Source organism: Streptomyces sp. WY228 (assembly GCF_019287315.1).
In the GTDB taxonomy this organism is placed as follows: Bacteria; Actinomycetota; Actinomycetes; order Streptomycetales; family Streptomycetaceae; genus Streptomyces; species Streptomyces caviscabies.
Window position 1 is genome coordinate 6,399,151 of sequence record NZ_CP079114.1, and the last position, 21,515, is coordinate 6,420,665.

General features: G+C 70.1%; 19 protein-coding genes. 10 read left to right on the forward strand and 9 right to left on the reverse strand.

Annotated features, from left to right (window positions below):
• Positions 1-116: 116 nt before the first annotated feature.
• The gene (locus KV381_RS28100) at positions 117-455 is read left to right on the forward strand and encodes a hypothetical protein (protein ID WP_086778271.1); all 339 of its coding nucleotides are present in this window, start codon (positions 117-119) and stop codon (positions 453-455) included.
• Positions 456-500: 45 nt separating this feature from the next.
• Positions 501-809: a WXG100 family type VII secretion target gene (locus KV381_RS28105; protein ID WP_086778270.1), complete on the forward strand. Its 309-nt coding sequence runs from the start codon at positions 501-503 to the stop codon at positions 807-809.
• Positions 810-891: 82 nt separating this feature from the next.
• On the opposite strand, the gene KV381_RS28110 is transcribed toward KV381_RS28105, so the two are convergent.
• From KV381_RS28110 to KV381_RS28140, 7 genes are all read right to left on the reverse strand, one after another.
• Positions 892-1,125 (reverse strand): DUF397 domain-containing protein, encoded by a 234-nt coding sequence (locus KV381_RS28110; protein WP_030085280.1) that lies wholly within the window; start codon positions 1,123-1,125, stop codon positions 892-894.
• A gap of 113 nt (positions 1,126-1,238) precedes the next feature.
• Positions 1,239-2,231 carry a hypothetical protein gene (locus KV381_RS28115; protein ID WP_218786649.1) on the reverse strand — a complete coding sequence of 331 codons (993 nt, stop codon included), beginning with the start codon at positions 2,229-2,231 and terminating at the stop codon, positions 1,239-1,241.
• A gap of 61 nt (positions 2,232-2,292) precedes the next feature.
• Positions 2,293-3,312, reverse strand: a complete 1,020-nt coding sequence (locus tag KV381_RS28120) for a hypothetical protein (protein WP_218786650.1) — start codon at positions 3,310-3,312, stop codon at positions 2,293-2,295.
• A 42-nt stretch (positions 3,313-3,354) separates the two neighbouring features.
• On the reverse strand, positions 3,355-5,664 hold the full coding sequence (locus KV381_RS28125; protein WP_218786651.1) for a hypothetical protein: 2,310 nt from the start codon (positions 5,662-5,664) through the stop codon (positions 3,355-3,357).
• Between the two features lie 73 nt (positions 5,665-5,737).
• Positions 5,738-6,418, reverse strand: coding sequence for a hypothetical protein (locus KV381_RS28130; RefSeq protein WP_030085286.1), 681 nt, complete (start codon positions 6,416-6,418; stop codon positions 5,738-5,740).
• A gap of 74 nt (positions 6,419-6,492) precedes the next feature.
• Positions 6,493-6,945 (reverse strand): hypothetical protein, encoded by a 453-nt coding sequence (locus tag KV381_RS28135; RefSeq protein WP_030085288.1) that lies wholly within the window; start codon positions 6,943-6,945, stop codon positions 6,493-6,495.
• 115 nt (positions 6,946-7,060) lie between these two features.
• Positions 7,061-11,026 carry a type VII secretion protein EccC gene (locus tag KV381_RS28140; protein WP_030085290.1) on the reverse strand — a complete coding sequence of 1,322 codons (3,966 nt, stop codon included), beginning with the start codon at positions 11,024-11,026 and terminating at the stop codon, positions 7,061-7,063.
• Positions 11,027-11,212: 186 nt separating this feature from the next.
• On the opposite strand from KV381_RS28140, the gene eccD reads away from it, so the two are divergent.
• The 6 genes from eccD to KV381_RS28170 all read left to right on the forward strand — a co-directional run bounded on the left by eccD (position 11,213) and on the right by KV381_RS28170 (position 18,473).
• A complete protein-coding gene (gene eccD, locus KV381_RS28145; protein WP_030085292.1) occupies positions 11,213-12,685 on the forward strand; it encodes a type VII secretion integral membrane protein EccD in 1,473 nt (490 codons plus the stop codon).
• Positions 12,686-12,894: 209 nt separating this feature from the next.
• Positions 12,895-13,185: a 30S ribosomal protein S15 gene (rpsO, locus tag KV381_RS28150; protein WP_030085294.1), complete on the forward strand. Its 291-nt coding sequence runs from the start codon at positions 12,895-12,897 to the stop codon at positions 13,183-13,185.
• 329 nt (positions 13,186-13,514) lie between these two features.
• Positions 13,515-15,728: a polyribonucleotide nucleotidyltransferase gene (locus KV381_RS28155; protein WP_030085296.1), complete on the forward strand. Its 2,214-nt coding sequence runs from the start codon at positions 13,515-13,517 to the stop codon at positions 15,726-15,728.
• Entirely contained in the window at positions 15,725-17,104 is a 1,380-nt protein-coding gene (locus KV381_RS28160) for a pitrilysin family protein (RefSeq protein ID WP_030629682.1), read from the forward strand. Before KV381_RS28155 ends, KV381_RS28160 begins: the two co-directional genes overlap by 4 nt.
• 17 nt (positions 17,105-17,121) lie before the next feature.
• Positions 17,122-17,874 (forward strand): 4-hydroxy-tetrahydrodipicolinate reductase, encoded by a 753-nt coding sequence (gene dapB, locus KV381_RS28165; protein WP_030085300.1) that lies wholly within the window; start codon positions 17,122-17,124, stop codon positions 17,872-17,874.
• Between the two features lie 11 nt (positions 17,875-17,885).
• Complete coding sequence (locus KV381_RS28170) at positions 17,886-18,473, forward strand: tetratricopeptide repeat protein (protein ID WP_086778267.1); 588 nt, start codon at positions 17,886-17,888, stop codon at positions 18,471-18,473.
• 116 nt (positions 18,474-18,589) lie between these two features.
• Here the strand turns inward: KV381_RS28170 and KV381_RS28175 are convergent, their stop codons facing one another.
• Together KV381_RS28175 and KV381_RS28180 are read right to left on the reverse strand one after the other, a co-directional pair.
• Positions 18,590-19,141, reverse strand: coding sequence for a hypothetical protein (locus tag KV381_RS28175; protein ID WP_030629688.1), 552 nt, complete (start codon positions 19,139-19,141; stop codon positions 18,590-18,592).
• Between the two features lie 123 nt (positions 19,142-19,264).
• On the reverse strand, positions 19,265-19,504 hold the full coding sequence (locus KV381_RS28180; protein ID WP_030085306.1) for a hypothetical protein: 240 nt from the start codon (positions 19,502-19,504) through the stop codon (positions 19,265-19,267).
• A gap of 196 nt (positions 19,505-19,700) precedes the next feature.
• Here KV381_RS28180 and thyX point away from each other — a divergent pair, with 196 nt between their 5' ends.
• Positions 19,701-20,438, forward strand: coding sequence for an FAD-dependent thymidylate synthase (gene thyX / locus KV381_RS28185; protein ID WP_030085308.1), 738 nt, complete (start codon positions 19,701-19,703; stop codon positions 20,436-20,438).
• A gap of 152 nt (positions 20,439-20,590) precedes the next feature.
• Positions 20,591-21,490, forward strand: coding sequence for a 4-hydroxy-tetrahydrodipicolinate synthase (dapA, locus tag KV381_RS28190; protein WP_030085310.1), 900 nt, complete (start codon positions 20,591-20,593; stop codon positions 21,488-21,490).
• Positions 21,491-21,515: the final 25 nt, after the last annotated feature.

A 21,515-nucleotide genomic window follows, 5' to 3' on the forward strand; every position in this document is an offset into this window, starting at 1 on the left:
CCGCCACGCACCTCAGGGACCTGCCTGAACCCCACTCCTGATCCGGATCACACGGGGGACAGAGAACCTGCCCGCATCGCGCGGACAGGCCCGGAAATCGAGAGAGAGGACCTCGGATGAGCACGCCCAACCCCTCGGCCAACTTCGGACTGGCCGACGACCCGGTCGTCCAGGCGAAGAACAAGATCATCGAGACGGCCACCGCCGTGTCCCGGCAGTCCCGGGAACTCGCCGACATCCTCGCCACCGCGGGCGCGGGCTGGACGGGTGTCGGAGCCGCGGGATTCGCGTCCGCGCAGATCCAGCTCAACGAGGACCACGACGTCATCCGACGCCTCCTGAGGGTGCTCCTGGACGCCGTGGGCCAGACCAAGAACCTCAGCAACGCCAACGACGAAGAGGTCTACGCGGCCTTCGCCAAGGCCAAGAACAGCTCCGCGCTCAACGGCATCTGAGCCGTTCCACCACACCCATTACCGCCGCACACACGGGAGACACTGATGGCCGCGGATCCGAGCAACACCAAGGTCAGGTACGACAGCGTCCAGGAGATGGCGAACCGCATCCGCCAGGTCTCGGCCAACATCGCCAAGGACCTGCAGGAGATGGACGCCGCCCTCAAGGTCGTCACCGGCACCTGGGACGGTGAGGCGCACGCCGAGTACGTCATCCTCCAGGGCAAGTACAAGAAGCGCGCCGACGACATGCACCTGCGCCTGAAGTCGGTCGCCCAGATCATCGAGAACGGCAAGGACAGCTACCGTTCCACGGACGTCAAGTCCTCGCGCCTGTTCACCGAGGCGTTCTGAACCACCCTCCGCACCAACGCGCGCGGACGGCACAGAGGGGCACGCTCCACCGTGAGCGTGCCCCTCTCGCATGCCGTACCGGCTACTTCAGGTCGAACTCCCCGTCCCGCGCCCCCAGGACGAAGGCGGTCCACTCGGCCTCCGTGTAGCGCAGCACGGTGTCCGGATCCAGCGAGGACCGCATCGCCACGGCGCCGCCCGGCAGATGAGCGATCTCCACCCGCTCCTCCGCCTCCTCCGTCCCCGGGGCGCTCAGCCACTCCACCCCCGAGATGTCGAGTGCGTACAGCTCGTCCTTCTCCTGCTGGGTGCCCATCAGTTGCCTCTCTCTCGCGCCGCGGGAACGTGCTCATCGCCCCGTCGCAGATTATCTCCGTCCCCGGCGCGCGGGGACGGGGACCGGCCATCGGCCGGGCCCCGCACGGCAGGTCACACCGCGCGCAGGACGCGCAGCGCACGTGAGGCGGTCCCGGACGCGTTACTGAGGCACTGGTCCGTGGCCGCGGTGAGACCGGCCGCGTCGAGCATCACCGCGCACTGACGCTCCACGACCGCGTCCCGCTCCGCCTCCGGCGCCCGGGCGAGCGCGCGCTGCCAGGCCCGCTCGATCCGCCCGGCGGCAGGCACCGCCTCGGTGCCCTCCCTTATGGCCGTCCCGGCGCTCAACTTCCGTACCACGGCGGCGTTCCACTCCCGGGCCTCGTCCTGGGAGAGCCCTTCTCGCACATGCTCGGCCACACCGTCCAGCTTCCCCAGCGCCCGAGCGCCGACGCTCCACCGCAGGGCCTCAGAACCGGCCGGGAACGCGGCCAGCCGCCCTGCCTCCCAGGAGGTCTGCGCCTGACGGACCACCGCGTACGCCGCCGGGTCCGCGGACACGGCCCTGATCACCCGTACGAGCGTGTCGTCGTTCACCGCCAGGTGAAAGCCGTCCTCCGCCTCCCACGGCCCACGGGAGAAGAGACTCTCCCGGACGTAGACGGAGTCCGTCGGGTCGGTGAGCATGACGTTGACGTCCGCGTAGGCGGCGAGCGACTCCGCCAGAGGCCGCCGCAGGCCCGCGTCGACCCCCAACTGCTCCCGGCGCCGGATGTCGTCGTCCACGGCCAGCAGGATGTTCTTCATCGCGGCGGCGGCTTCCCGGGTATGCCCGTCCGCGGAAGAACCGGGCACGGCCGCCCGCTTCATGGCCCGGCCCAGTTCCTCGCACGTCATGTCCGGCCGGTGCGCCTCGGCCAGAGCCGCCCGCACACGTGCGTCACGACCCAGCTCCTCGCAGCCGGCCCGGTCGCGGTTCGCCTCGGGGCCGAGGAAGAACCACAGGCCCCCGACTGCCACGGCGAGCACGGTGAACCAGGCGACAAGGATCCTGGGACGCGACCACTTCCCGGAGCGGTCCACGAGGCCCCTCCCGTCTCTCATCCCCTGTCCTGCCCGCCGGTGTTCCGCCGGTGGTCGCGCAGGCCCTCGAACCCGATACGCATCAGTCTCCGCTCAGCGCGGCGACGGCGTCCTCGAAGGCGCCCTGCGCGTTCTTACGGCAGTTGAGAAGCGTCGCGTCTCGCTCCGGGGCGGGCACCTTCCGGGCATCCGCCCACAGGACGAACAGCCGCTCGCTGCGCTGAAGCAGCAGATCCGCACGGTCCGGCTCCGCCGCCGCCCGCAGGGAGGACTTCCAGGACCCCGTGAGGTGACCGCCGATGTCCGACGCCGCCGACGGGACCTGCCGGTCCCCTTCCGTCAGAGCCGCGAAGACCTCCCCGTACCAGCGGTCCGCGCCTCCGCTCGCCCCCTCGGCCACCTGGTCGGCCACTCCGGCGAGGGCTCCCGTGACGCGGGCGTCGGTCGCGGCCACGGCCGTCGTCGCGCTTCCCCGCGCGTCCTCGGCCAGGGCGGCGAACCGTCGTACGCCCTCGTCGTCCAGCGCGGAGCGGAGCGCGGCATACTCCGCCGGTCCGTCGGAGACGGCGCGGACGGCCCGGAGCGCGGTGTCGGCGGGCACGGCGAAATGCGCGCCCGTCCCGTCCTCCCAGGGACCGGACGAGGGGACTGCCGCGGTGTTGACGTAAGCGGGGTTCAGGCCGTGAAGAATCTCGTAGAGGTCACCGGCGTACCCCCGCAGCGCCTGCCCGAGCGGACGGCGCAGTGGCGCGGGAACGGCTCCGCCGTCCCGCCCTGCCGCGCTCTCCACCGCGAGCACCACGTTCTTCATCGCACCGGCCTGCTCCGCCGTGCGCGGCCCCGGGGCGTCGCCGCCGGTGACAGCGACGATCGCCGACCCGAGTTCCTTGCACTCCGGGCCCTTCGGCGCCCGGTCGCCGAGAGCGGTCCGCATCCGCTGCTGTTCCACCAGACGCCCGCAGTCCGCCGGCCCGTCGTCGGAGTCCGCGACCACCAGCCACGTTCCCGTGGCGAGCGCCCCGGCGGCCAGGACGCTCACCGCGCTCAGGACGGATCGCCGAGTGCGGCGGGAACGGCTCGGGCGCTGGGCGGAGTCGGGCATGGACGTTTCCTCGGGGCAGGTGGAGCCGGACGTGGTGGCGGATCAGTTGGACATATCGGAAAGGTACTTGTGGGCCTGCTTCTCACCTCGGTCGGAGCCGCCCAGCATCGTCGTCTTGAGGGTGGTCACGGTGTCCTTGTCGGTCGCGTTCGTGAGGTCGAGGTCGTTGCGTCCGTTGGCCCAGCCCTGGACGGTGTTGGTGATCTGGCTGGAATCCTGGAGGTACAGATCGGCGACGGCGGCGTTGGCCTTGGCGTCGTGCCCGGCCTTCATGTCGTTGCCCCACTGCCAGGCCCAGGTGTCCACACCGCGCTGGAGGGCGTCCCCGACCACGAGGGAACCGCCCGCTGTGGGGATGGCCATGGGGGTCACGATGCCGCCGACGATGTGGTACGCCACCTTGGCCTTCCAGTCGGCCTCGCTGTACCCGGCCATCCGCTCGTCGTTGATGACGTCCTCGCGGATCGCGGTGTACGTGCCGAGCACCGCCCCTGCCCGGTCCCAGTTGCCGCTCTGGGCGAAACCGGTCGCACCCTCGGGGATCCGGTCGAGTTCGTTGTTGATGTGCCGCGCCTCGGCCTTGTGCAGCGCGGCGTAAGCGTCCGGATCCTCGGACAACCCCCGCATCACCTGGGTGAGTTCCTTGGAATTGGTCGCCAGGTGACCGTTCCCGCCCTCGCCGAAGTACCCCTCGGCCGCGGCGTTGTTGTAGTCCTCGTTCACGAGGCCGAGGATCTCGTGGGTGTCCGACGCGTATTCCGCCAGCGCGTTCGCGACGGGGCGCCGGAGGTTCGCGGGCACTCCGGCCTCGGTGCCGCCGTCCTCGCCGGGGGCGAGCTGGCCGAGGATCCCGTTCATGACCCGGGCCTGCTCCTCGGTGTGCTTGGCCTCGGGCCACGGGTCCTGCCCCGACGCCAACGGCTCGCGCCCGGTCGCCGCGGCTTCCAGGGCCAGCCCCAGACCCATCCTGCTGGTCGGGTCGTCGTAGGTGACGTTGGCGATGCCCGTCACCGTGTGGCGGGGCCAGTCGCGGGAGTTGTCGCCGTCGCCGACCAGATAGGCGAGATGCTTGTTGTCGACGTGGTTCTCCCCGCTGCCGTTGCCGTCCGGGTCGAAGAACGCGGTGGCCGCGTCGGGGTTCTTGCTCATCACCCCGAGCAGGCCGTCGATGGCGTCGGTCGTGATTCCGTCGTGGCCGGGGCCCCACTTGGTGAAGATTCCCGGCTTGTCCTCCTCCACCTCGATCATCTTGTCCCCCATCTCGTAGAGGAACTGATCGTCGAACTTGGTGTCGGCGTGCTGCATCAGGCTGACGAACGACTGGTACCCGTACAGCGGGTTGGTGTTCTTCGCCCCATTGGTCGTGCCCTCGCGGTGCAGTTCACCGGTGAACTCCCGGTAGAACTTGCCCTGGTCCGACGCCACCCAGTCCTTGAACGCCTTCGATCCGGGCGGCGCGTCCTTGACGCTGCCCGGCACCCGGGTGGCGGTCGCGACGGTGTTGGCCAGCCCCTTCTGGATCTCCAGGTACTGGCTCTTGTTCTTGGTGTCCGAGTCGTAGGCGCGGTCGTTGAGCTTGTTGTTGGTCTTGATCAGCCCGTCCGGGCCCAGGCTGTTGAGCAGCGTCTCGGAGAAGCGCTTGTCGTGGCTGTTGTCCCGCACCGAGCGCTGGAACTCCGCGATCTCGGCCGCGGAGACGTCGTCGCCGTTGTTGAGGCGGGTGGCGATGTCCGCGGTGTTCGCCGCCTCGTACGCCTCGACGTCGCCCTTCGCGTTCCCGTTGAAGCCGATGCCGAGCGTGTTGTCGTTCTTGTCGCCGTGACCGTCCTTGGTGACCGCCTCCAGCGCGAGCTTCACGCCCTGGTCCGCGTCGTCGACCGCCTTGACACAGTCGTCGAGCGCCTTCGACCAGGACGCCACGGCCTTGCGGATGCTCTCCATGTAGTCCGGGTCGTGGCGGGCGGCGGACCGCTCGCCGTCCGTGAGCCGTTGGTAGTCGTACGAGACGACTCCGCCCTCGGAGACGTTCATGCCCGCCTTGATCGCCGCGGCACGCTGGTTCTCCAGATTCCGCTTCAGCCGTACGAAGTCGTTGTGCGCGTCGCGCAGCAGCGAGGCGATGGCCTTGGCCTGGGTCTGCGCCGCGGCGTACTCGTACCGGGTGGCGGCGAAGTTGAGCCCCGCGCCGATCGCGCTCGCACCCGACCAGGACTGGCCGATCCTGATGCGCTGCACGGTGTCCTGGTAGCGGGTCTCGACCTTCTTGATCTCCGCGGCCACGTGGTCCCACTTGTCCGCGGCCGTCGTCAGCTTGCCCAGGTCGGTCGTCATGACCTCGCTGTAGGTGAGCATCTCTCCCCCTTGATGCGGTGTTCGTCGAAGCGGACGGGCGGCGGGAACCGGGCCGTCCGGTGGCGGCGTCCGGTCAGCCGAGCTGAGCGTGCAGCGCCGAAGCCAGGGCGGTGAGCTTCTCGCGGCCGGGCCCGTCGCCGTCGCCCTCGCCCGCCGTCACCACCAGAGCGGCGTCACCGTCGTCGGCCGGCTTCACCCGTACGGTCACGCAGCCCCCGTTCTCGGTGGCCACCGCCTCACCGGGCGCGGCGGACGCCGTCCGCTCGAGGTACGACGTGCCGTCATCGAGCGAGAGCGCGCCGGCGTTCACGATCACCGGCATCAGCACGTTCTCGGCCGTCCGCGACTCCGTGGCGACCGTGTGGACCTCGACGCTCTCGCCGCCGACATGGAACCGACAACTGATCAGCGCTCCGGGATGGCTCTCGAAGCCGCCGGGCCCGTCCACGGCCCACTTGGACTCGCCGGTGACGGCGGGATCGTCCGAGTCGTCGCCCGGCGCGGGCCCCGCACCCGTCTTCCCGGACAGTCCGGCCTTCTTCGCCGCCTCGGCGACGTCGTACGGCAGCGGACATTCGTCCGCTCCGTCCGGCCCGACCTCGTCGACCGCCGCCCGCAGCGCGGACACGCTCACGGTCCCGTCCGCTGCCGCACCGGATGCGCCGTCGCCACCGTCCTGCTGGCAACCGGTCAGCAGTGCCGCCGCGAGCAGCACACCCAGCGCGCCGCCGCGGCACAGCCGTGTTCGTTTCATGGAAGGGAGGGACCTTTCGACGTGCGTGTACGGGGAGGGGCGGGAGATGGGCGCAGACATCGCGCCCCCGGCGCCTATTTCTGGCCGTCGCCGACCGACGTCCCCGCGCCGTACCGGGATATGAGCGGAGAGAACTGGTACCTGATGTCCAGTTCTTGCCCCGCGAAGTTCTTCGCCGTCCCGCTCAGGCCGTCCCGCTCGGTCTGGAGCCGGTTCGTCAAGGTCTTCACCTGCTTGTCCCAGGTCTCGTCCAGTTTCTTGATGGCCGGCCCCGTGGCCCAGTCGGTGAACTCCCTGGCCGCCGCCTTCGACGACTCGTCCGCGTGGTTCGTGGCCTTGGCGGTGCTGCCCAGCAGCTCTTCCTGGATCGTCTTGGACGCCGCCGCCTTCTCCTGCGGCGTCGAGGCCAGGACGTTGTTCCCGAAACCGGGGCCCGGCTCGTCGGGAACCCCGTTGAGCCGCGTGCTCGTCGCCTGCCGCTGCGTGGCCTCGGCCCGCAGTTGCGCCCACTCCTCGTCGAAACCCATCACAATCCCCGTATCCGCCGGTCATGGCCGGTGCGGTTCTTCGTGCGCACCGATGGATCCTTCCTCGGGCTCCAGTACATCGCTTCGGTGTACGGCTCCCGGTCTCGGTTCTGTCTCAGTGCTGTTCCGGAAGCCGCCCGATCTGCACCATCGGCGCCCCGCGCCGCCGCGAGACGAAGTACCCGCGCCCCGGCGGCATCGCGTGACCGCGCACCGTGCCGATCAGATCGCCTTCGGCCGGATCGCCCGAGAGCACCACACCCTGCGCGCCCAGCTCCTTGATGCGCTGCATGAACCCCTCGTACATCGCCCGCGACGCACCCGCCGAACTGCGCGCGATGATGAACCGCACCCCGGTGTCCCGGGCGAACGGCAGATACTCCGCGAGCGCCGCCAGCGGGTTGCCCGCGTTCGTCGCCACCAGGTCGTAGTCGTCCACGATGATGAAGATCTGCGGACCGGTCCACCAGCTGCGGTCGCGCAGCTGCTGCGGCGTCACGTCCGTCGGCGGCTGCCGTCGGGAGAACACCCCGGCCAGCGCCTCCATGTGCATCTGCATCGAGCTCGCCATCGGCGCGTACTCCAGCAGATACTGCTCCGGCAGCGCGCCCAGCAGCGCCCGGCGGTAGTCGCCGACGACCAGCTTCGCCTCGTCGGGGGAGTAGCGCTCCGCGATCTGCTTGGCGATCAGCCGCAGCAGGTTCGTCTTGCCCGACTCGCTGTCGCCGAAGATCAGGAAGAACGGATCCGTCTCGAAGTCGACGAACACCGGCTCCAGCGCCGTCTCGTCGATGCCGATCGCGATGCCCCGCTCCGGGAACTCGAACCCCTTCGGCAACCGGTCCGCGTCCAGCTTGCGCGGCAGCAGCCGTACGGCGGGCGCCGACGGGCCCGACCAGTTGGCCCGCAGCGTGGAGACGAACGCCTCCGTGCCCTCCGACAGGTCCGCCGCGTCGCTGACCGAGTCGATACGCGGCAGCGCACCCATGAAGTGCAGCTTCTCCGGCACCTGACCGCGGCCCGGCACCCCCGTGGGGACGTTCGCCGCGACCTTGCGGTCGAACTCGGAGTCCATGGTGTCACCGAGACGCAGTTCGAGCCGGCCCAGCATCTGGTCCTTCAGCGCGGCGCGCATCTCCATGTACCGGGCCGCCGTGGCGATCAGGTGGATGCCGTACCCGAGGCCGCGCGAGGCGAGATCGGTGACGACCTCCTCCAGCATCTCGTACTCGGTCCGGAACGCGCTCCAGCCGTCGATGACCAGGAACACATCGCCCCACGCCTCACCGGGCAGCTCACCACGGGCACGCCTGCGCCGGTAGGTGGCCATGGAGTCGATGGAGTTGGCGCGGAAGAACTCCTCGCGCCGGTTCAGGATCCCCGCGACCTCGGCGACCGTACGGCGCACCCGCTCGGGATCCAGCCGCGAGGCCATCCCGCCGACATGCGGCAGCCCCTCCAGCGAGACCATGCCCCCACCACCGAAGTCCAGCCCGTAGAACTGCACCTCGGCCGGGGTGTGCGTGAGCGCGAACGACGAGATCAGCGCACGCGCCAGCGTCGACTTGCCGGACTGCGGACCACCCACGATCAGCAGATGACCGGCCGAACCGGAGAAGTCCCGGTACAGCACCTCGCGCCGCTGCTCGAACGGCTTGTCGATCAGACCCAGCGGCACGACCAGCCCGCCCGGACGCGTGTACTCGGTCGAGGTGAACCCGCGGTCCGCCGTCGGCGCGAGCCCCGGCAGCAGCTGGTCCAGGGTCGGCGCCCGGTCCAGCGGCGGCAGCCACACCTGATGCGCCGGCACCCCCTGGCCCTCCAGCCGCCGCACGATCACATCGAGCACCGTGTCCGCCAGCGCGTCGTCCTCCGCCTGCGCCCGCGCCGCCTCCGCGGCCAGCAGCTCGGGATCCGGCGCCCGGTACACCACCGGGACCGGCGCGGCCGAGAACACCGCGGGCCTCCGGTCGACCGACAGCTGCCCCACCGACAGATCCGCACCGCCCGTGCGGTACGTCCCCGACACGTACGCCGCCTTGAAACGGGTCATCTCGTCCGTACCGAACTTCAGATAGCCGGAACCCGGCACCGACGGCAGGTGGTACGCGTCCGGCACACCCAGCGCCGTACGCGACTCCGACGCCGAGAAGGTCCGCAGACCGATCCGGTACGACAGATAGGTGTCCAGACCGCGCAGCTTGCCCTCCTCCAGACGCTGCGAGGCCAGCAGCAGATGCACACCCAGCGAACGGCCGATCCGGCCGATCTGGATGAACATGTCGATGAAGTCCGGCTTGGCGGTGAGGAGTTCGGAGAACTCGTCGATCACCAGCACCAGCGAGGCCAGCGGTTCCAGAGCCGCGCCCGCGGCCCGCGCCTTCTCGTAGTCGTGGATGTTGGCGTAGTTGCCCGCCGACCGCAGCAGCTCCTGCCGCCGCTGGAGCTCACCGCGGATCGCGTCGCCCATGCGGTCCACCAGCGTCAGGTCGTCCGCCAGGTTCGTGATGACCGCCGCCACGTGCGGCATCTGGGACATACCGGCGAAGGTCGCGCCACCCTTGAAGTCCGCGAGCACGAAGTTCAGCGTCTCCGACGAATGCGTCACCGCCAGACCCAGCACCAGCGTCCGCAGCAGCTCCGACTTGCCGGAACCCGTCGCGCCGACACACAGCCCGTGCGGCCCCATGCCCTCCTGCGCGGCCTCCTTGAGATCCAGCATCACCGGCGCGCCGCCCTCCCCGATGCCGATCGGCACCCGCAGCCGCTCCGACACCGACCGGGGCCGCCAGGTGCGCGCCACATCGACCGAACCCGCGTCCCCCAGATTCAGCAGATCCGTGAAGTCCAGGTTCGCCAGCAGCGGTTCGTCGTCGTCGCCCCCGCCCGTCCGCAGCGGCGCCAGCTGCCTGGCCAGCGCCTCGGCGGCCGGCAGCGACAAGGTGTCCGGCACACCCTCGTACGCCAGACCCGCCCCCGACTCCAGCCGCAGCAGCCCCGGCCGTACCACCACCGACAGACCACCGCGCTGCTCGTCCAGATCGCCGGAGACCACCTCGACGATGGTCACGCCCTGCAGCCCCTCGGCCGCCGCGAACAGCGAGTCCGGCGGCACCATCCCGCCGTCCAGGACCACCACGATGTGCGGCTGGTCCAGCACCGGCTGACTGTCCCGGCCGAACCGCGGCCGGCCGTCCAGACGGCCCGCCAGCAGCTGCTCCAGCTCACCGAGGTCGTCGCCGAACAGCCGCTTCGTACCGGCCCCGTCGATCTGACCCGGCACCTGCGCGTGCGGCAGCCACTTCGTCCAGTCCCAGCGCTCCACCGCGCCCGGGGCCGCCACCACGGCCACCATCAGATCCTCGGGGGAGTGCAGCGTCACCAGCTGCGCCACCATCGAACGCGCCGTGGACTGCGCCGCCTCCGGATGACCGGAGACCGTCACGTGGTAGAAGGCCCGCATCGAGACCGCCATCGGCAGCCCGTCCAGCGACCCGTGCACCGCCAGGAACCTCTGCATCGCACCGGCGCACATCGGCTCCAGCTCGTCCACCGGCGCGGTGTCCGGAGCGACCAGCGGCGTCGACAACTGCTGTGCGCCGAGGCCGATCCGCACCTGCGCGAAGTCCTTGTCGCCCACGCGCCGCTCCCACAGCCGGGAGCCCTCCGCCACCACCGACCACAACTGCTCGGGGGACGGGTGCAGATACAGCTGCACATCGCGCTGCTTGCGCGCCGTCCGCCGGACCGTGCGCCGCGTCTGCGCCAGGTACTTGAGGTAGTCACGGCGGACATCTGCCATTTGCCCCTGCGTACCGCGGCGATACCGGACAAGCTGGGCGACCACCATGCCGACCGTCGAGACGAGCATCAGGACACCCATGATCCGCATGAACGGAGGGGCCTGCGGAGAGAAGAAGAAGACCACCGACGAGCCCATGCCGAGCACCGGCAGGATCTGCATCAGCATGCCCTCCTGCTGCCCGCGCGGCAGCTCCGGAGGGGTCTCCAACGTCAATTCTTCCGCCGGTACTTCCGGCGGCAGGGACCGCGGAGGTCGCTTCACGACGATCTGGCTCACCGGAACATCAATCCCTCGATACGGACGGGCGGAAGGCCGGTCTTGATCCGCACCGACGCCCCCGTGGCTGCGTGCGCGCACAACTTCCGTCCGCGCGACGGCGATCCTACTTGCAGGCCACCCGGCGCCCTCCCGGTAGGGTGGCGCGCGCACCGTGCGCAACCGCGAATCAGGGGGACCAGACACGTGAGTACGACCGCAGCTACGGGCTTCTGCCGCGTCACCGTCGTGGCACCCGACAGCCGGATCGACGTCGCCCTGCCCGAGGACATCGCCGTCGCCGACGTCTACCCCGAGATCCTGCGTCTCACGGGCCAGACCCAGGCCGCCGGAACACCCACCGGATTCCACCTCGTCCGCCGCGACGGAACGGTCCTGGACGGCGCCCGCACCCTCGGCGCCCAGCAGGTCCTCGACGGCGAGATCCTCAGCCTGCGCCCCTTCGCCCAGTCGCTGCCGCCCGCGGTCTTCGACGACGTCTCCGACGCCGTCGCCTCCGCCGTCACCCGCGACCGCCACCTGTGGAGCGACGAACTCCTGCGCGGCGCGGGCCTGGTCGGCGGCGTCCTGCTGCTCGTCCTGATGGCCTTCGTGATCTGGTTCGCCGACCCGGTGCGCCACGACATGCACAGCCTGCCCGGGATCATCGCGGGTTCCGCCGGACTGCTCCTCACCGCCTTCGCCGGCGTACGCGCCCGGGTGTACGGCGACCGCTCCACCGCCGTCGCCCTCGGCCTCGGCGCCCTCCCGCTCGTCCTCATCGCCGGCTCCGGAATCATCGGCCCGGACGCCGGTCAGGGACCCGGCCGCCTGCAGTTCCTGCTCGGCTGCGTCGCCGTGCTGATCGCCTCGGTGGTCCTGGTCGCCCTGACCCCCAGCGGCGACGCGCCCTTCGTCGCGACCACCTTCCTGGCCACCGTCGGCACCCTGGCCACCTTCGTCGCGATCCTCACCGAGGCCTCCGCCACCGAGACCGCCGCCGTCTGCGCCCCCGTCGCCCTCGGGCTCGTCGCCTTCCTGCCCGGTCTCTCCGCCCGCTTCGCCCGCCTGCCCATCGGCTACGCCTCGCCGCGCACCGCTCCGGCCGGTTACGACGACACCGACCCGAACACCCCCGAGGGCGACCCGGAGCCCGTGGACGCCGAGCGCATCGCCGCCCAGGCCCGCCGCGGCCACGAGATGCTCCTCGGCCTCGTCGGCGGCTGCGCGGCCGTGGTCGTCGGCTCGGCCGCCGTCCTCGGCTTCTCCGACAACATCTGGGGCCAGGTCCTCGCCCTGGCCGCGGGCCTCGCCATGCTGCTGCGCGCCCGCCTCTTCCGCTACACCTCCCAGGTCGCCTGCGTCCTGGTGGCCGGCATCGGGGCCATCGGGCTCCTCGTCCTCGGCCTCTCCCTGAACCCGCCGACCGACCTCCTGTACGAACTGGTCCGCTACGGCGACCGCGGCGCCCTGGACATCCGTACGATCTGGCTCTCCGCCGCCGTCGCCGCCGGAGCCGCCCTGCTCACCGCGATCGGCCTGGTCATCCCGCGCAAGGGGCTCTCCCCGTTCTGGGGCCGTCTCCTCGACCTGACCGAGAGCGTGGTGCTGCTCTCGCTGGTCCCGCTCTGCCTGGCGGTCCTCGACGTCTTCGTCCGGGCCCGCGCCCTCACCGGCTGATCACCGCCGCCCCGCCGCCTGACCAGGGCGGCGGGGCGGCGGGGCGTGACCCGAACGGCTGGTAGTCTGTCCCGTGGCCGTTTGTGTACGCGTCCTCGGATCATCCTGGGGGCTGCGCTCATCGGACCTTCGCCTCCGAGTCACGGAAGCTCCCCTGAGATCAAGACCAGGGGCACTCGTGGGCGCTTCGAACATCAAGAGGAGTACGCGTGCCGCTCGACGCCGCTACGAAGAAGCAGATCATGTCCGAGTTCGCCCAGAAGGAGGGTGACACCGGATCCCCCGAGGTCCAGGTCGCCATGCTCTCCCGCCGGATCTCGGACCTGACCGAGCACCTCCGGACGCACAAGCACGACCACCACTCCCGTCGTGGTCTGCTGATCCTGGTCGGCCAGCGTCGCCGCCTCCTTCAGTACCTGGCCAAGAAGGACATCCAGCGCTTCCGTGCGCTCGTCGACCGCCTCGGCATCCGCCGTGGCGCGGCCGGCGGCGCCAAGTAAGGACGCTGTGGAAAGGGAGCGGTTCCCGCGTTTGAGGGGACCGCTCCCTTTGCCGTACGTGCACGACCGGTGTCAAGCTCAGTAACCTGGGCGTAGCGACACCCGCACGACCCGCAAGACCCGCGCGACGAACCCGCGCGACCCGCAGGAACGAGCAAGAACGAGGGAGAGGCGCTACGACGCCGCCGCCGGTCCTCGGTAGTGGCCCCCGGGAACATGCCCGGGAGCTTCGATCGAAGACCGGCCCGCATCCACGGTGCGCCTCTCCCGCACCGTCCCGCGCCACACGGGCGTGCGGACGAAAGACGACGAGTATGGAGAAATCACTAGTGGAGAACGAGACCCACTACGCCGAGGCCGTCATCGACAACGGCACCTTCGGCACCCGCACCATCCGCTTCGAGACGGGCCGCCTGGCCAAGCAGGCCGCCGGCTCCGCCGTCGCGTATCTGGACGACGACACCATGGTGCTGTCGGCCACCACCGCTTCCAAGCGGCCCAAGGACAACCTCGACTTCTTCCCCCTCACGGTGGACGTCGAGGAGCGGCAGTACGCGGCCGGCAAGATCCCCGGCTCCTTCTTCCGCCGTGAGGGCCGGCCCTCCGAGGACGCGATCCTCACCTGCCGCCTGATCGACCGCCCGCTGCGCCCCTCCTTCAAGAAGGGCCTGCGCAACGAGATCCAGATCGTCGAGACGGTCATGGCGCTCAACCCCGACCACCTGTACGACGTGGTCGCGATCAACGCCGCCTCCTGCTCCACCCAGCTCGCGGGCCTGCCCTTCTCCGGCCCGATCGGCGCCACCCGCGTCGCCCTGATCAAGGGCCAGTGGGTCGCCTTCCCGACGCACACCGAGCTCGAGGACGCCGTCTTCGACATGGTCGTCGCCGGTCGCGTCCTGGAGGACGGCGACGTCGCGATCATGATGGTCGAGGCCGAGGCCACCGAGAAGACCATCCAGCTCGTCAAGGACGGCGCCGAGGCTCCCACCGAGGAGATCGTCGCCGCCGGTCTGGAAGCGGCGAAGCCCTTCATCAAGACCCTCTGCAAGGCGCAGGCGGACCTGGCGGCCAAGGCCGCCAAGCCCGAGGGCGAGTTCCCGGTCTTCCTGGACTACCAGGACGACGTCCTGGACGCCCTCGCCAAGGCCGTCACGACGGAGCTGAAGCAGGCGCTCACCATCGCCGGCAAGCAGGACCGCGAGGCCGAGCTGGACCGCGTCAAGGAGATCGCCGCCGAGAAGCTGCTCCCGGCCTTCGAGGGCCGCGAGAAGGAGATCTCCGCCGCGTACCGCGCGCTGACCAAGAAGCTGGTCCGCGAGCGCGTCATCAAGGACAAGGTCCGCATCGACGGCCGTGGCGTCACGGACATCCGTACGCTCGCCGCCGAGGTCGAGGCCATCCCGCGCGTGCACGGCTCGGCGCTGTTCGAGCGTGGCGAGACCCAGATCCTGGGCGTCACCACCCTCAACATGCTCCGGATGGAGCAGCAGCTGGACACCCTCTCCCCGGTGACCCGCAAGCGCTACATGCACAACTACAACTTCCCGCCGTACTCCGTCGGCGAGACCGGCCGCGTGGGCTCGCCCAAGCGCCGCGAGATCGGCCACGGAGCGCTCGCCGAGCGCGCCATCGTGCCGGTCCTGCCGACGCGCGAGGAGTTCCCCTACGCGATCCGCCAGGTCTCCGAGGCGCTGGGCTCCAACGGCTCGACGTCCATGGGCTCGGTCTGCGCCTCCACCATGTCGCTGCTGAACGCCGGTGTGCCCCTCAAGGCCGCCGTCGCCGGTATCGCCATGGGCCTGATCTCGCAGGAGATCGACGGCAAGACCCACTACGTCGCCCTCACCGACATCCTCGGTGCGGAGGACGCCTTCGGCGACATGGACTTCAAGGTCGCCGGCACCAAGCAGTTCGTGACCGCGCTCCAGCTCGACACCAAGCTCGACGGCATCCCCGCCTCGGTCCTGGCCGCCGCGCTGAAGCAGGCCCGTGACGCGCGTCTGCACATCCTGGACGTCATGAACGAGGCCATCGACGTCCCGGACGAGATGTCCCCGAACGCCCCGCGGATCATCACCGTCAAGATCCCGGTGGACAAGATCGGTGAGGTCATCGGCCCCAAGGGCAAGATGATCAACCAGATCCAGGAGGACACCGGCGCCGACATCACGATCGAGGACGACGGCACCATCTACATCGGTGCCCAGCAGGGCTCGCAGGCCGAGGCCGCCCGCGCCACGATCAACGCGATCGCCAACCCGACCATGCCGGAGGTCGGCGAGCGCTACCTGGGCACGGTCGTCAAGACCACCACCTTCGGTGCGTTCGTCTCGCTCATGCCGGGCAAGGACGGTCTGCTGCACATCTCGCAGATCCGCAAGCTCGCCGGTGGCAAGCGCGTGGAGAACGTCGAGGACGTGCTCGGCGTCGGCGCCAAGGTCCAGGTCGAGATCGCCGAGATCGACTCCCGCGGCAAGCTCTCCCTCATCCCCGTCATCGAGGGCGAAGAGGACGAGAAGAAGGACGACACCGACAAGTGACGTCCCGTAGTTCCGCGACGACGGCCCGCACCTCCTCGGAGGGGCGGGCCGTCGCCCGTACCCAAACGCTTCTCAAGGGCAGCAACGGCATCGGAACGGTCCGCCGGACCGTCCTCCCCGGCGGTCTGCGGATCGTCACCGAGACCCTGCCCTCCGTCCGGTCCGCCACCTTCGGCATCTGGGCGAACGTCGGCTCCCGCGACGAGACGCCCACCCTGAACGGCGCGACCCACTACCTCGAACACCTCCTCTTCAAGGGCACCGCGAAGCGCACCGCCCTCGACATCTCCGCCGCGATCGACGCGGTCGGCGGCGAGATGAACGCCTTCACGGCGAAGGAGTACACCTGCTACTACGCGCGGGTCCTGGACACCGACCTGCCGCTGGCCATCGACGTCGTCTGCGACATGCTGACCGGCTCGCTGATCGCCCCCGAGGACGTCGACGCCGAGCGCGGCGTCATCCTCGAGGAGATCGCGATGACCGAGGACGACCCGGGCGACTGCGTGCACGACCTGTTCGCGCACACCATGCTCGGCGACACCCCCCTCGGCCGCCCGGTCCTCGGCACCGTCGACACGATCAACGCGCTGAACCGGGGCCAGATCGCCCGCTTCTACAAGAAGCACTACGACCCCACGCACCTCGTCGTCGCCGCCGCGGGCAACGTCGACCACGCCACGGTCGTACGCCAGGTCCGCAAGGCCTTCGAGAAGGCCGGCGCCCTCTCCCGTACGGACGCGGCGCCCATGGCGCCCCGCGAGGGCTCCCGCACCCTGCGCACCGCCGGCAAGGTCGAGCTGCTGAACCGCAAGACCGAACAGGCCCACGTGGTCCTCGGCATGCCCGGCCTCGCCCGCACCGACGACCGCCGCTGGGCGCTCGGCGTCCTCAACACCGCCCTCGGCGGCGGCATGAGCTCCCGCCTCTTCCAGGAGGTCCGGGAGAAGCGCGGCCTGGCCTACAGCGTGTACTCCTACACCTCGGGCTTCGCCGACTGCGGCCTCTTCGGGGTGTACGCGGGCTGCCGGCCCAGCCAGGTCCACGACGTCCTGAAGATCTGCCGCGACGAGCTGGACCGGGTCGCCGCACACGGCCTGGACGACGACGAGGTCGCCCGTGCCATCGGCCAGCTCTCCGGGTCCACCGTCCTCGGCCTGGAGGACACCGGCGCGCTGATGAACCGTATCGGCAAGAGCGAGCTGTGCTGGGGCGAGCAGATGTCCGTCGACGACATGCTCGCGCGCATCGCGGAGGTCACCCCCGACGACGTGCGGGAGGTGGCGGGCGAACTCCTCACCCACCGCCCCTCGCTCTCGGTCATCGGCCCGCTCAAGGACAAGCAGGCGGACCGCCTCGACGAAGCGGTCTCCTAATCCCTTAAGGAATCACCATGAGTAAGCTGCGCGTAGCCGTTCTCGGTGCGAAGGGCCGTATCGGCTCCGAGGCCGTACGGGCGGTCGAGGCCGCCGACGACCTGGAGCTGGTGGCGGCCCTGGGCCGGGGCGACAAGCTGGAGACCCTCGCCGATGCGGGCGCCCAGGCCGTCGTCGAGCTCACCACCCCCGCGTCGGTGATGGGCAACCTCGACTTCTGCGTCCGGCACGGCATCCACGCCGTCGTCGGCACCACGGGCTGGACCGACGAACGGCTCGCGCAGCTGACCACCTGGCTGGACAACTCCCCGGGGACGGGCGTCCTGATCGCCCCGAACTTCTCCATCGGCGCCGTCCTGACCATGAAGTTCGCGGCGCAGGCGGCCCGCTACTTCGAATCGGTCGAGGTCGTCGAGCTCCACCACCCCAACAAGGTCGACGCCCCCTCCGGCACCGCCACCCGCACCGCCCAGCTCATCGCGGCGGCCCGCGCCGAAGCGGGCAGCGCGCCCCAGCCGGACGCCACCGCCACCGCCCTGGACGGCGCGCGCGGCGCGGACGTCGACGGCGTCCCGGTCCACGCGATCCGGCTCCGGGGCCTGCTGGCCCACCAGGAAGTGCTCCTCGGCGGCGAGGGCGAGACCCTCACCATCCGCCACGACTCCCTGCACCACAGCAGCTTCATGCCGGGCATCCTGCTCGGTGTCCGCCGCGTGGCGACCACTCCCGGCCTCACGTTCGGCCTGGAACACTTCCTCGACCTGAACTGACTGAGCCCACCATGCGCGCAAAGATCACCTACCTCGTCACGGCCGCCGTCCTGGTCTTCTACTTCGTCCTGGTCGGCAGCCGCGGCCTGATGCTCATCCGGCACGGCACGCTCGTCACGGTCACGTTCGGCATCGCCGTGCTGATCCTGCCGGTGATCGGCGTCTGGTTCCTCTGGAAGAACACCCAGTTCGTCCGCCGCGCCAACGCCCTGGCCGCCGAGCTGGACGCAGAGGGCGGCCTCCCGGTCGACGACCTGGCCCGCACGCCGTCCGGACGCATCGACCGGGACGCGGCGGACGCGGTCTTCACCAAGCGCCGCGAGGAGACCGAGGATGCCCCGGACGACTGGCGCACCTGGTTCAGACTGGCGGTCGCCTACCAGGACGCGAGGGACACCCCCAGAGCCCGCAAGGCCATGCAGCGAGCCATCGCCCTGCACCGCTCCGGCCCACGCTCTCCTTCAACCCATCCCACTCCCTCCAGCGCACGGGATACCTCCACCCCCTCCAGCGCACCGGGTACCTCCACCCCCTCCAGCGCGCTGGATACCCCCGCACCTTCCAGCCCGGCCGCACCCTCCAGCCCGTCCGGCGCTTGAGGACACCAATCAAGCCCGTCCGGCGATTGAGGACATCTTTCCCGCCGTACGCAGATGAGCCCGGGACCCACAAGGGCCCCGGGCTCACTCACGTACAGACGACGGCAGACAGAGTCTCACCCCTGCCGATACTCGTCCGCCCAGGCCTCCACCGCATCCGTCGCCCGCTCAAACGCTTCCTCACGCCCGAGGAAATCCGCGTTGTGATCGGTGGCCAGCGGCGGCAGCGTCTCACCGCTCCGCCGGACCACGACGAGCGCCTGGCCCTGGACCGTACGGGGAAAGCCCATCCACTTCACGGGCTGCTGGACCGTACGAACCGCCGACGTGCCGCTCCAGGCCACCGTGGTGGTCACGAAGAAGCCGACCCGCCGCACACCATGGCGGCTGACCCACGCGCCGACCCGCAGCAGGCGCAGGGCAGCGGCGATCAGCGCACCGGCCAGAACCAGACACACGGTGGCGCCCGAAGGCGCTCCGGCCACACCGATGATCATGGCCGCGAGCAGAACGAACGAGGCCAGCAACAACAGGGTGGCCGCCGCCGCGACCCGCCACGGGCCGGGGCGGTAGGGCCGCCGCCAGCTGTCGTGGTCGTCGAACGGCAGAGCAACGTCCTCCGCGCTCGCATCGAATGCGCGGTCGGCCGTCAGAAAGGGCAGGGGCACGACTCATCCTCACTCACAAGCACGCTCGATTGCTGTGCCCGGTGAGGCTACCGAGGGTGCCACCGACCCGACCACCCCAGGGGGGCCGTACGAGTCAGCGGACCAGGGGACAGCGGTCCGTGGTCAGCGGCCCTGGGACGCGGTGGACTGCTTGCCGTGCTGCGCGGACGGCCCGGAGTCGAGCGCCGGAAGCCCCAGCAGCAGGGAGCCCACGAGACCGGCGACCACGGTCAGCCCGACGAGGGACCGCCCCAGCAGCTCGGGAACGGTGGCGCGGGTGGCGGGAGGGGGAGTGACATTACTGCGGAACCGGTCGGACTCGGCGACGAACGAGAACGGGACGGCTTCACGCCGGCGGAACATGAGGAAACTCTCCTTGATCTGCATGACGGGTGCTGCTATTGAGTCAGACGTACGACAGCCCGAATCGGTGCCCGAATCGCCGTACTTGTTGGGGGAACTCCACGAACGGCTGCCCGAGACCGCCACGTACATGCACGGTCCTCCGGCCCGTAAAGTGGTCGCCGCCCGAGCGAAGCCCCTGGAAGGACCCCTGTCGGTGACCGACACCCCCGAACCCGCAAAGCCCCACTTCCGCAGCGATGTCACCGTCGAGCTGGTGAAGAGCGACGCGCGCGACGCGGACGTGCTGTTCGCCGCCCGGGTCTCCACCGCCGGCGAGCAGTCGCTCGAAGAGGTCACCAAGGACCCCGAGCGCTCCAAGGGGCTCATCAACTACCTCATGCGGGACCGGCACGGCAGCCCGTTCGAGCACAACTCGATGACCTTCTTCATCAGCGCCCCGATCTTCGTGTTCCGCGAGTTCATGCGGCACCGCGTCGGCTGGTCGTACAACGAGGAGTCGGGCCGCTACAGGGAGCTGGAGCCGGTCTTCTACGTCCCCGGAACCTCCCGCAAGCTGGTCCAGCAGGGCCGCCCCGGCAAGTACGTCTTCGTCGAGGGCACCGAGGAGCAGTACGACGTCACCACCCGGGCCATGGAGGAGTCCTACCGGGCCTCCTACGCGGCGTACCAGGAGATGCTGGCGGAGGGCGTGGCCCGTGAGGTCGCCCGCGCGGTCCTGCCGGTCGGCCTGTTCTCCTCGATGTACGCCACCTGCAACGCACGCTCCCTGATGCACTTCCTCGGCCTGCGCACCCAGCACGAGCTGGCGAAGGTCCCGTCCTTCCCGCAGCGCGAGATCGAGATGGTCGGCGAGCAGATGGAATCCCACTGGGAGCGGCTTATGCCGCTGACTCATGCGGCCTTCAACAAAAATGGACGCGTAGCCCCGTAGGCGGTGTCCGTATTGCGGCGTTTCGAGAAGTTCATCTAGGCTGATCAAACGGACCCGGCACTGCTTGAACCCCCGAGCAGGCAGTGCCGGGCTCCTCTTCCCCGTCCCCCCGAGGGGACCCCGCGCGCTGAGCAGCGAGTAGCGTGTTACCCATGGCTCCGATCTCCACTCCGCAGACCCCCTTCGGGCGGGTCCTCACCGCTATGGTCACGCCCTTCACGGCGGACGGCGCTCTCGACCTCGACGGCGCCCAGCGGCTCGCCGCCCACCTGGTGGACGCAGGCAATGACGGCCTGATCGTCAACGGCACCACCGGTGAGTCCCCGACCACCAGTGACACGGAGAAGGACCAGCTCGTACGGGCGGTGCTCGAAGCGGTCGGCGACCGGGCGCATGTCGTCGCCGGCATCGGCACCAACGACACCCGCCACAGCGTCGAGCTCGCCCGGACGGCCGAGCGCACCGGCGCCCACGGCCTGCTCGCCGTCACGCCGTACTACAACAAGCCGCCGCAGGAGGGCCTGCTCCGGCACTTCACGGCCATCGCCGACTCCACCGGCCTGCCCGTGATGCTGTACGACATCCCCGGCCGCAGCGGCGTCCCGATCGACACCGAGACCCTCGTCCGGCTGGCCGACCACCCGCGGATCGTCGCGAACAAGGACGCCAAGGGCGACCTGGGCCGCGCCAGCTGGGCCATCGCCGAATCGGGACTCGCCTGGTACTCCGGCGACGACATGCTCAACCTGCCGCTCCTCTCGGTCGGCGCGGTCGGCTTCGTCTCCGTGGTCGGCCACATGGTCACCCCGGACCTCCGGGCCCTGATCGAGGCGCACCTGAGCGGTGACGTCCAGAAGGCCACCGAGATCCACCAGAAGCTGCTCCCGGTCTTCACGGGCATGTTCCGCACCCAGGGCGTCATCACCACGAAGGCCGCCCTGACCCTCCAGGGCCTCCCGGCCGGACCGCTGCGCCTGCCCCTGGTGGAGCTCACCGCCCAGGAGACGGCACAGCTCAAGATCGATCTCGCCGCCGGCGGGGTACAGCTCTGATCACAGACTTCACAACTGAACACGC

What these genes read in the sequence shown, in the direction of transcription:
- KV381_RS28100 (WP_086778271.1), top strand. Translation starts at nt 117, where the DNA reads ATGAGCACGCCCAACCCCTCGGCCAACTTCGGACTGGCCGACGACCCG.
- KV381_RS28105 (WP_086778270.1), top strand. Translation starts at nt 501, where the DNA reads ATGGCCGCGGATCCGAGCAACACCAAGGTCAGGTACGACAGCGTCCAG.
- KV381_RS28110 (WP_030085280.1), bottom strand. Translation starts at nt 1,125, where the DNA reads ATGGGCACCCAGCAGGAGAAGGACGAGCTGTACGCACTCGACATCTCG.
- KV381_RS28115 (WP_218786649.1), bottom strand. Translation starts at nt 2,231, where the DNA reads ATGAGAGACGGGAGGGGCCTCGTGGACCGCTCCGGGAAGTGGTCGCGT.
- KV381_RS28120 (WP_218786650.1), bottom strand. Translation starts at nt 3,312, where the DNA reads ATGCCCGACTCCGCCCAGCGCCCGAGCCGTTCCCGCCGCACTCGGCGA.
- KV381_RS28125 (WP_218786651.1), bottom strand. Translation starts at nt 5,664, where the DNA reads ATGCTCACCTACAGCGAGGTCATGACGACCGACCTGGGCAAGCTGACG.
- KV381_RS28130 (WP_030085286.1), bottom strand. Translation starts at nt 6,418, where the DNA reads ATGAAACGAACACGGCTGTGCCGCGGCGGCGCGCTGGGTGTGCTGCTC.
- KV381_RS28135 (WP_030085288.1), bottom strand. Translation starts at nt 6,945, where the DNA reads ATGGGTTTCGACGAGGAGTGGGCGCAACTGCGGGCCGAGGCCACGCAG.
- dapB (WP_030085300.1), top strand. Translation starts at nt 17,122, where the DNA reads ATGAGTAAGCTGCGCGTAGCCGTTCTCGGTGCGAAGGGCCGTATCGGC.
- KV381_RS28170 (WP_086778267.1), top strand. Translation starts at nt 17,886, where the DNA reads ATGCGCGCAAAGATCACCTACCTCGTCACGGCCGCCGTCCTGGTCTTC.
- KV381_RS28180 (WP_030085306.1), bottom strand. Translation starts at nt 19,504, where the DNA reads ATGTTCCGCCGGCGTGAAGCCGTCCCGTTCTCGTTCGTCGCCGAGTCC.
- dapA (WP_030085310.1), top strand. Translation starts at nt 20,591, where the DNA reads ATGGCTCCGATCTCCACTCCGCAGACCCCCTTCGGGCGGGTCCTCACC.